Here is a 9,494-nt window from a genome sequence, read left to right on the forward strand (position 1 = left end):
TGCGGGGCGCCGGTTCCCGACCGAGCTGTGGAAAGGTGGATCGCATGATCACGGGTGGGCTGACGTCGGTCGGCGGCGTCGAGTGCTACCGCATCGACGGCATCGAGGAGATGGAGCCGTTCCTCACGACCGTCGTGTCCGAGAGCGATCTGTGGATGTTCGTGTCGAGCAACGGTGCGCTCAGCGCGGGCCGAATCGACGCCGACCATGCGCTCTTCCCGTACGTCACCGACGATCAGATCCATCGTGCGGCCGGCGCGGTCGGACCCGTGACCGTGATCGCCCGAACGCACGCCGGCCGGCGTGAGTTGTGGCGGCCGCTCCACACCGAGCTCACTCCCGGGTGCACACGATCCCTTGCGAAGAGCGTCCTCGGCGACCGGTTGATCTTCGAGGAGGAGCACACCGACTGGCGTCTCCGGTTCCGCGCGACCTGGATGCCCTCGGGCTGCTACGGATGGGTCCGCACGGTCGAGCTCGTCGACGAGGGTGGCGACGGTGCCGACCTCGAAGTGCTCGACGGCCTGCTCGACGTGATGCCGGCCGGTGTCGACGCGCTGACCGAGCAGATCCGCTCCAACCTGGTCGACGCGTACAAGCGCTCCGAGACCGGGCCGTGGGGGACCCTCGCGATCTACAACGTCGAATCGCTCATCACCGACCGTGCCGAGCCGGGAGAGGCGCTCACTGCGACGACCGTGTGGTCGTGGGGGTTCGAGAGCGCCGATCTCGACCTCGACAGCCGAGCCGTGACGGCCATGATCGACGGCGACGAACGCGACCCGCGCTCGTTGCTCACCGGGCGGCCGGGCGCGTACCTGCTGCGCGGCCCGGTCCACGTGACGCCCGGCGGCTCGACGTCCTGGTCGATCGTCGCCGACACCGGTCTCGGTCACCCCGAGGTGCTGGCGACGGTGCGCATCGCCACCGATCCACACGCCGGCAAGCCGGTCCTCGACGACGTGCAGACCGGGTCGGACGGGCTCCGCGATCTGCTCGCGAGCGGTGACGCGTTCCAGTCGACGGCCGACCCGATCGCCGATGCCCACCACCTCTCGAACGTGCTGTTCAACTCGATGCGCGGCGGCGTCTTCCCGTTCGGTCATCGGGTGCCCGCCCGCGACCTCGCAGCGTTCGTCGCCTCCCACCACGACGGGGTCGCTGCACGGCACGGAGCCTGGCTCGCCGGGCTCGACGAGTGGATCGACGCGGTGGCGCTGCGAGGTGCGGCCCTCGAGACCGGTGACGGCGACCTGGTTCGGCTCGTGCTCGAGTACCTGCCACTGACGTTCTCGCGCCGGCACGGCGACCCGAGCCGGCCCTGGAACCAGTTCTCGATCAGGGTCCGCGACGACGTCGGCGACCAGCTCTTGTCGTTCGAGGGCAACTGGCGCGACATTTTCCAGAACTGGGAGGCGCTGCTGCGGTCGTTCCCGGCGTACTTCGCCAACGTCGTCGCCAAGTTCGTGAACGCTTCGACGCTCGATGGGTACAACCCGTACCGCATCTCCCGCGCCGGCATCGACTGGGAAGCACCCGACCCCGACGACCCATGGGGCAACATCGGTTACTGGGGCGACCATCAGATCGTCTACCTGCTGCGCCTGCTCGAGGCATGGGACCAGCACGAACCGGGCGCGATCGGCGACTGGCTCGACCGTGCGGTGTTCGTGTACGCCGACGTGCCGTACCGGGTGGCCGATCACGCCGAGATGGTCCTCGACCCCCGCAACACGATCTCGTTCGACCACGACCGGGCGGACGAGATCGAACGCCGCGAGCAGGCGGTGGGTGCCGACGGGCGCCTGGTCGTCGACGCCGGCGGCGAGCTGCTCCGGGTCGGTCTCGCCGAGAAGCTGCTGGTCCCGGCGCTCGGCAAGCTGAGCAGCTTGGTGCCGGGCGGCGGGATCTGGATGAACACCCAGCGGCCCGAGTGGAACGACGCCAACAACGCGCTCGCCGGGCCCGGGCTGTCGATGGTCACCCTCGCCCACCTCCGCCGCTACCTCGCCTTCGTCCGCGACCACCTCGCCGACGCTCGGACCGTCACGCTCACTTCGACGGTCGCGACGTGGCTCGACGACCTCGCGGACGTGCTCGAAGAGTTCGCCCCGCGGCCGACCGACGCCACGACCCGGCGCGCCGTCGTCGATGCGCTCGGTTCCGTCCGTGCGGCCCAGCACCGCCGAGGTCGCGAGCGGACCGGCTTCACCGCCGTTGACGTTCCCGTCGATCGCGTCGGTCGGTTGCTCAGCCGGGCGATCGAGCACCTGGATGCCTCGATCAGGGTCGCGCGTCGTGCCGACGGCCTCTATCACTCCTACAACCTCGTGTCCTTCCCGTCGGCGGACACCGCGCAGGTCGATCACCTCGGACCCATGCTCGAGGGGCAGGTGGCCGCCCTGTCGTCGGGCGTGCTCGACGCACACGAGGCGCTCGCCCTGATCGACGCGCTGTTCGAGTCCGACATGTACCGGGCCGACCTCGACACGTTCGTGCTGTATCCGGTGGTCGAGCTCCCGCCGTTCCTCGAGCGGAACACCGTGCCGGCAGAGCTCTGGTCCACGACCGGCCTCGACGAACCACCCCGCAGGGTCGTCACGACCGACCTCGGCGGTGGCCTGCGGTTCCGACCCGAGGCCACCAACGCTGACGCTCTCGCCGCGCTCTTGGCCGAGACCGACCTCGCCGACGCCGATCGGGCCGCGGTGCAGCGCGTGTACGAGGAGGTCTTCCGCCACCGATCGTTCACCGGCCGGTCGGGCAGCATGTACGGCTACGAGGGCATCGGGTCGGTCTACTGGCACATGGTCGCCAAGCTCCTCCTGGCGGTGCAGGAGGCGTACTGGTCCGCCGTCGACCAGGGAGCGGCGCCCGATGTGGCCGAGCAGCTCGTCCACGCCTACCGACGCATCCGATCGGGTCTCGGCTTCCGGAAGGAACCCGGCGTCTACGGCGCCTTCCCGACGGACTGCTACTCGCACACCCCGTCCCACGCCGGGGCACAGCAGCCTGGCATGACCGGGCAGGTCAAGGAGGAGGTCCTGACCCGGTTCGGCGAGCTCGGCCTGCGCCTCGTGGCGGGTCACCTGTCGTTGTGGCCGGGGCTGATCGGTCCGGAGGAGGTGCTCCCACCGCGCAACGCAGCCGACGGCTCGGCGTCGCTCACGGTGTGCGGGGTCGAGATGACGATCCAGCGTGGCGACGCTGATCGCGTCGCGCTGATCCGTAGCGACGGTGCCGCCGAAGTCCGCGACGAGCTCTCGCTGACCGCGGACGCGACACGCAGCGTGCTGGCGCGCGATGGCGGCATCGCCCGCGTCGAGTGGACCATCGGGCCGGCGACGCTCGATCGGTGGTCGCGGACCGCCTAGCCCCCCAGGACTCGCAGAGGCTCTGGCGATGGTCACGGTCGTCGGCTCGGGTGTGTCCGGCCTGACGTCGGCCGTCGCGCTCAGACGCGCCGGCGTCGACGCTCATGTCGTCACCGATCGGCCGGTCGACGAGCTCGTCTCATGGGTCGCCGGTGCGATCTGGACGATCCCCGGCGTCACCGGTGAGCAGCCGATGGCCGACTGGGCGCTGCGGACGCGCGAGGTCTTCGCCGAGCTGGCCGCGGATCCGTCGACGTCGGTCCGCCCGCTGCTTCATCGGTCCCTGCATCGCGACGACCCCGGCCCGATCTGGTGGGAGTCGACGTCGTGGGTCGAACGCCGCAGGGCACCCGCCGGGTACGCGGCCGAGCTCGCGATCCGAGGGTTCGTGATCGAGCCGCCCGGCTACCTGGCCTGGCTCCGGCGCGAGCTCGAATCGCTCGGTGGCACCGTCACGATGCGCCACGTCGCATCGCTCGACGACGTGCGCGGCGACGTGGTGAACGCAACCGGCCTCGGCGCCGCGCAACTCGCCGACGATCGAGGCCTCGAACCGATCCGGGGGCAGGTCGTGGTGGTGCAGGCCCCCGACGTCGTCGACGGGATCGCCGACGAATCGGATCCGGGGCGGATCTCGTACGTGTACCCCAGGTCGGACGAGGTGGTCCTCGGCGGCACGCGGCAAGCGGGCGTCGCCGATCTCGCGGTCGACCCGCGTGAGACCGAGCGGATCCTGACCGATGCGCTGGCGCTGGAGCCGCGGCTTCGCGACGCACCTCCGGTCGACGTGCGCGTCGGTCTCCGACCGGGTCGCGATCGGCCACGGGTTGAGCTCGAACACGACGGCGAGCGTCGGATCGTGCACAACTACGGGCACGCCGGCCGGGGCTACCTGCTGTCGTGGGGTTGTGCCGAGCAGGTGCGCGACCTGCTGGTCGGCGCCCGTCGAGCGTAGGGGCATCGCCGCACCCCGCCGCTCCGGCTGGCCACACGACACCGCGACGGCGTGCGGTGCCGTAGCGTTCGGGTCGTGCGCTTCGCCATCGACGTGACCGGGTTCGGGTCGTACGCCGATCCGTCGGTCGTGGCCCGGGTCGCGACGACGGCCGAGGCCTCCGGCTGGGACGGCCTGTTCCACTGGGACCACCTCGCCTGGGCGATCGGCATCCCGTGCGGCGATCCGTGGATCTCGCTCGCAGCGGCCGCGACCACGACCGATCGGATCCGCCTCGGCATCGGCGTGTGCCCGCTCCCGCGCCGCCGCCCGCAGGTGGTTGTGACGGCGGCATCGGCGCTCGATCGCCTCTCCCACGGCCGCTTCGTTCTGGGTGTCGGGCTCGGCGGCGTGGAGGAGGAGTTCGAGGCGTTCGGCGAGCCGGGTGATCCGGCCGGGCGCGCCGTCGCGCTGGACGAATCGCTCGACGTGGTCGATCGGCTCTTGCGCGGTCAGGCGGTCGACCACGAGGGGTCGTCGGTGACGATACGCGGCGTGACGCTCGCGCCGACGGGCGTGCAGCAGCCGCGGCCACCGATCTGGGTCGGCGGCAGCAGTCGGGCTGCGCTCCGCCGGGCAACACTCATGGACGGCTACCACGCCGGTGCCTCCGTCGACGAGCACGGCACTCGCGTGTTCGGCGGCGACGAGCTCGCTCGTCGTCTCGACGTGATCGGGCGCGGCGAAGGGTTCGACGTGGCGGTGGCCGGCGCGTCGTCGCCGGACGACCCGTCGAGCTGGCGCGACTACGAGGCTGCGGGTGCCACGTGGTGGCTCGAGACGATTCACGACATGCGTGGCTCGCTGGACGAGATGCTCGCCCGGGTCGCTGCCGGCCCCGGCGGCTGAGCGGCTGAGCTGCCGAGCGGCCGCTCTCGCCGCGCGCGATGCTGGCCCGATGGAACTCGAGCTGCGCCTCCTGGACGACGACGAGATCGGCGACGCGATCGAGCGCCTGCCCGGCTGGGCGATCGTCGACGGCAAGCTCCATCGTCAGTTCGTCTTCGCCGACTTCGTCGAGGCGATGGGGTTCATGACCCGGGCGGCGATCTGGGCCGAGAAGCGCAACCACCATCCGGAGTGGTCCAACGTCTACAAGACCGTCGTGGTCGACCTGCAGACCCACGACGTCGGCGGCCTCAGCCCGTTCGACGTCGATCTCGCCGAGAAGATGAACGAGCTCGCCGGCGTCTGACGCCTGCGTCCGGCAGTCGGCGAGCCGCCGAGGGTCCGCCGGTCCGGCGCCGCGTTCGGCGCCGTGCTCGCCGGGCCGACCGGTGCGCCCGTCGGCGGCTCAGCGGCGTCGTCGGCCGAACAACAGCCGGCCGACGGCGACGACGGCGCCGAATCCGGCACCGACCGCCAGCGCCTGAGCCGGGCCGAGCAGCGCCCGCGAGTTCGTCAGGCTGACCCTCGGGGAGAGCGCCAGCCCGACCCGCCCGTCGGCCACCTCGATGCTCCGGCCGACCGCGACCAGCATGCCTCCTTGCCGGACGTTCACGTCGCCCGTCGACAGCACGGTCTGGGCGCCACCCTGCTCGATCGACAGGTCGCCGCCGACGCGCAGCATCTGCGCGCCACCTTGGTGCAGGTGGACGTCACCCTTCGCGAGAATCGCGCCTGCGCCGGCATGGCGGATGTCCACTGCGTCGCCCGAGACGATCGGGAAGAAGCCACTTCGAGCCACGGTCGTCGGCTGCTCGTCATTCATCGTCACACTCCTGTCTCGGCCCCACTCGTAGCGGAGATGGCCGCTTGGGGCAAGGCGCCGAGTCACCCGGCACAAGGCCTGAAGCCTCTGGGCGGACGACGGCGATCTCGCGACGATGTCCTACGGAGTGCCGTGTCGGTCCGCGCCGCCGGCCGGCGTCACACCGCACGCTCCGGCGAGTGAAGGAGATGGACATGAACAAGGTCAAGGTCGGGGTCGCGGGCTACGGGGTCATCGGGAATCGTCTCGCCGCCGGCGTGATCGCCCAGGAGGACATGGAGCTCGTGGGCGTCGCCGACGTCGCGCCGACGCTCGCCGTCCGCGCGCTCAAAGAGCGCGGCATGCCGTTCCCCCTGTTCGCCGCGGTGCCGGGGTCGGAGGCGACCCTCGGGGGCGCCGGGATCCCCGTCAGCGGATCGTTCGACGACCTGCTCGGCGAGGTCGACATCATGCTCGATTCGGCCCCCGGCGGCATCGGCGCCAAGAACAAGGAGAAGTACCTCGAGCACGGCGTGAAGGCGGTCTTCCAGGGCGGCGAGGCCGGTGAGGTCGCCGACGTGTTCTTCCACGGGACGGTCAACTACGAGCAGGGCCTCGGGGTCGACTACCTCAAGCTGACGTCGTGCAACACGACCGGCCTGATCCGCAGCGTCGACGCGATCCACCGGGCGGTGGGCGTGGCCAAGACGTTCATCACGATCGTCCGCCGAGTTGCCGATCCGGGCGACACGCACCGCGGCCTGACGAACGTGCTGCAGGTCGAGCCGGTGCCCAACCACCAGGCAGTGGACCTGATGCACATCATGCCCGACATCGAGGCGACCGGGATGTTGATCCACACCCCGGTCACGCACGGTCACATCATCACGCTCTCGGTGACGCCGAGGCAGAGGATGTCGGTCGATGCCGCGATCGACGCTTTCCGGTCGTATCCACGCATCAAGGTCGTCAGGATCGAGGACGGCTTCAACTCGAACTCGTCGCTGTTCCAGTGGGCCCGCTACATGGAGTACCCGCGCGCCGACATGTTCGAGATCGGCCTGTGGGAGGAGATGGTCGGGCTGTCGGGCGACGACATCGTGTTCGCGATCAACATCCCGCAGGAAGCGGTGACGATCCCCGAGACGATCGACGCGATCCGCGCCGCGATGCAGATGAACCTGACGGGGAGCGAGGCGGTTGCCACGACCGACAAGTACCTCGGGATCTGAGTCGTTGCCGCGGGTCCCGAAGCTCCCGTCGGTCGCCGACACGGAGGTCGGCGGGAAGCGCGTGCTGCTCCGCGTCGACATCAACTCGCCCCTCGACCCGGCGACCAAGCGCATCGTCGACGACGCGCGCATCGACCGCAGCCTGCCGACGATCCGTCATCTCGCCGATCGGTGGGCGCGGCTGGTGATCATCGCCCATCAGGGCGACGCGCTCGACTACCACAACCTCGTCTCGACCGAGCAGCACGCCGGCAAGCTGAGTGAGAAGCTCGGCCGGCCGGTCCAGTGGGTCGACGACGTGGCGGGACCCGAGGCCCTGCGCCGGATCGAGGCGCTCGCCGACGGCGAGATCCTCCTGCTCCAGAACATCCGCATCCACGGCGAGGAGCTGACGACCTTCGAGCGCGACGTGACGCTGACGCCCGAGCAGATGGCGGACACGTACCTCGTCCGGCACCTGGCACCGCTGTTCGACCTCTACGTCAACGACGCCTTCGCCGCCGCGCACCGTCGCGCCCCGTCGATGGTCGGCTTCCAGCGGCTGCTGCCGTCGGCGGCGGGCCTGCTGCTCACGGCCGAGGTCGATGGGCTGAGCAGGATCCTCGACGAGCCCGCTCGTCCCGCCGTGTTCCTGCTCGGCGGCCTCAAGGTCTCCGACGGCTTCTCGATGATGGGGCGGGTGCTCGACGAGGGGCTCGCCGACCGGGTGCTGACGTCGGGCGTGCTGGGCGAGCTCTTCCTCGTCGCCGACGGTGCCGAGCTCGGCGAGCCGACCGAGCGGTTCATCGCCGAGCGCGACCTGACCCGGTTCGTCGACGATGCGAAGGTCCTGCTGGGGGAGCATCGCGACCGCATCGCGCTGCCCGCCGACGTCGCCGTGGTCGAGGGCGGCGAGCGGCGGGAGCTGCCGGTGGCGGCGCTCCCGGCCCGATCGATGATCGTCGACATCGGTGAGGCGACGATCTCGGCCTTCGAGGCCTTGATCGCGACCGCCGGCACCGTCTTCGTCAACGGCCCTGCCGGTGCCTATGAACAGGCCGGGGCCGATGTCGGAACCCGGCGGCTCTGGGCAGCCGTCGCCGCCGCACCCGGGATGACCGCGATCGGTGGCGGCGACACGGTGGCCAGCGCGCACCGCTTCATCGACGTCGACGACGTCGACTTCGTCAGCACGGCCGGAGGCGCGCTCATCCGGTTCGTGAGCGGCCAGCCGCTGCCATTGCTGGAGGCGTTCCGCGGGTAGTTGTGGGTGCTGCCCGCCACCGGCGGGCATGCCCGTTCGTCGGCGCCGGTCCAGCAGGTGGCGCCCGTCAGCCGACCGGTGTCGGCTGGCGAGCGTCGTCGTCGAGCCGGTCGTCCAGCTGCGCCGCCGCGTCGAGCGCCGGCGGCGGGAGCGGGCCTCCTGGCTGCGGGCCGAGCGGCGGCAGCACCTCGTGGTCGGGGGCCTCGGGTGCCCGACGGCCGCGGACACCGATCACGATCAGCACGATCGCCAGCGTCACGGTGATCCCACCGGTCACGAGCAGGAAGACCGCGATCGGCGTCACGAGACCCGAGCGGACGCCGACGTCGACGTCGGCGGCGACATCGGCCGATCCGTCGGCGTTCATCACGACGATCGACCAGCGTCCGCCGCGAGCCTCCCAGTCGAGCACCTGCTCGCCGGTGCCGACGGTGCTGACGGTCCAGAAGTCCTGCGACACGGGTTCGCCGATCTCCGTGCCGCCCGCGTATTGGCGGTAGCGCGGCCTGAGGTCGTCCAGTTCGCGCACCTCGGAGTACTCGGTGCCCGCGAGATACGCCTCGACGTCCGCGGAACGGGCGATCCCGACGAACACGTCGTCGGTCGATGCGGCGCCGTCGACCCGGAGCCGGAGGTCGACGTCGAGCCAACCGAGCACCCACGGGCCGGCGTCGTCGTCGACGTCGTCCATCCAGAGATCGTGCGTGGCGATCGCGACGCCGTCGCTCTCGACGCGGTCCAGCGCGACGTCGAAGTACCCGTCGTCGTCGGTGGCGAACGCCTGCGCCAGCCCGACGGCCGCGCCACCGGTCAGCAGACCGAACCCGGGCAACAGCAGGAGACAGGCGACGACGATGGCGACGATGTGGCCGGCGCCGCGCTTGCGGCGGGTCGGAGCAGGCGAGAGCTCGGAGCCCGTGGAGGTCGGGGAGGTGGGGGACGTGGTGGACGTGGGGGAGGG

General features: G+C 70.9%; 7 protein-coding genes and 1 pseudogene. 6 read left to right on the plus strand and 2 right to left on the minus strand.

Annotated elements, in window-relative coordinates; translation table 11 throughout:
• The first annotated feature begins 44 nt into the window (after nucleotides 1-44).
• From QNJ12_RS22295 to QNJ12_RS22310, 4 genes are all read left to right on the plus strand, one after another.
• Nucleotides 45-3,374 (plus strand): hypothetical protein, encoded by a 3,330-nt coding sequence (locus QNJ12_RS22295; RefSeq protein WP_300626086.1) that lies wholly within the window; start codon nucleotides 45-47, stop codon nucleotides 3,372-3,374.
• Nucleotides 3,375-3,402: 28 nt separating this feature from the next.
• Nucleotides 3,403-4,329, plus strand: coding sequence for an FAD-dependent oxidoreductase (locus QNJ12_RS22300; protein WP_300626088.1), 927 nt, complete (start codon nucleotides 3,403-3,405; stop codon nucleotides 4,327-4,329).
• 75 nt (nucleotides 4,330-4,404) lie between these two features.
• Entirely contained in the window at nucleotides 4,405-5,217 is an 813-nt protein-coding gene (locus QNJ12_RS22305; protein WP_300626089.1) for an LLM class flavin-dependent oxidoreductase, read from the plus strand.
• 49 nt (nucleotides 5,218-5,266) lie between these two features.
• Entirely contained in the window at nucleotides 5,267-5,563 is a 297-nt protein-coding gene (locus QNJ12_RS22310) for a 4a-hydroxytetrahydrobiopterin dehydratase (protein WP_300626091.1), read from the plus strand.
• A gap of 99 nt (nucleotides 5,564-5,662) precedes the next feature.
• On the opposite strand, the gene QNJ12_RS22315 is transcribed toward QNJ12_RS22310, so the two are convergent.
• On the minus strand, nucleotides 5,663-6,079 hold the full coding sequence (locus QNJ12_RS22315) for a hypothetical protein (protein ID WP_300626093.1): 417 nt from the start codon (nucleotides 6,077-6,079) through the stop codon (nucleotides 5,663-5,665).
• A gap of 194 nt (nucleotides 6,080-6,273) precedes the next feature.
• Between QNJ12_RS22315 and QNJ12_RS22320 the strand changes: the two genes are divergently transcribed.
• Together QNJ12_RS22320 and pgk are read left to right on the plus strand one after the other, a co-directional pair.
• Complete coding sequence (locus tag QNJ12_RS22320; RefSeq protein WP_300626095.1) at nucleotides 6,274-7,290, plus strand: type II glyceraldehyde-3-phosphate dehydrogenase; 1,017 nt, start codon at nucleotides 6,274-6,276, stop codon at nucleotides 7,288-7,290.
• A 4-nt stretch (nucleotides 7,291-7,294) separates the two neighbouring features.
• Entirely contained in the window at nucleotides 7,295-8,533 is a 1,239-nt protein-coding gene (gene pgk, locus QNJ12_RS22325; RefSeq protein ID WP_300626097.1) for a phosphoglycerate kinase, read from the plus strand.
• A gap of 67 nt (nucleotides 8,534-8,600) precedes the next feature.
• Here the strand turns inward: pgk and QNJ12_RS22330 are convergent.
• Nucleotides 8,601-9,494: pseudogene (locus QNJ12_RS22330) on the minus strand (hypothetical protein); the annotation flags it as partial.

Source organism: Ilumatobacter sp., assembly GCF_030065885.1.
In the GTDB taxonomy this organism is placed as follows: Bacteria; Actinomycetota; Acidimicrobiia; order Acidimicrobiales; family Ilumatobacteraceae; genus Ilumatobacter.

Coding starts and splice junctions, on each gene's coding strand:
- QNJ12_RS22295 (WP_300626086.1), top strand. CDS start 45: ATGATCACGGGTGGGCTGACGTCGGTCGGCGGCGTCGAGTGCTACCGC.
- QNJ12_RS22300 (WP_300626088.1), top strand. CDS start 3,403: ATGGTCACGGTCGTCGGCTCGGGTGTGTCCGGCCTGACGTCGGCCGTC.
- QNJ12_RS22310 (WP_300626091.1), top strand. CDS start 5,267: ATGGAACTCGAGCTGCGCCTCCTGGACGACGACGAGATCGGCGACGCG.
- QNJ12_RS22315 (WP_300626093.1), bottom strand. CDS start 6,079: ATGAATGACGAGCAGCCGACGACCGTGGCTCGAAGTGGCTTCTTCCCG.
- QNJ12_RS22320 (WP_300626095.1), top strand. CDS start 6,274: ATGAACAAGGTCAAGGTCGGGGTCGCGGGCTACGGGGTCATCGGGAAT.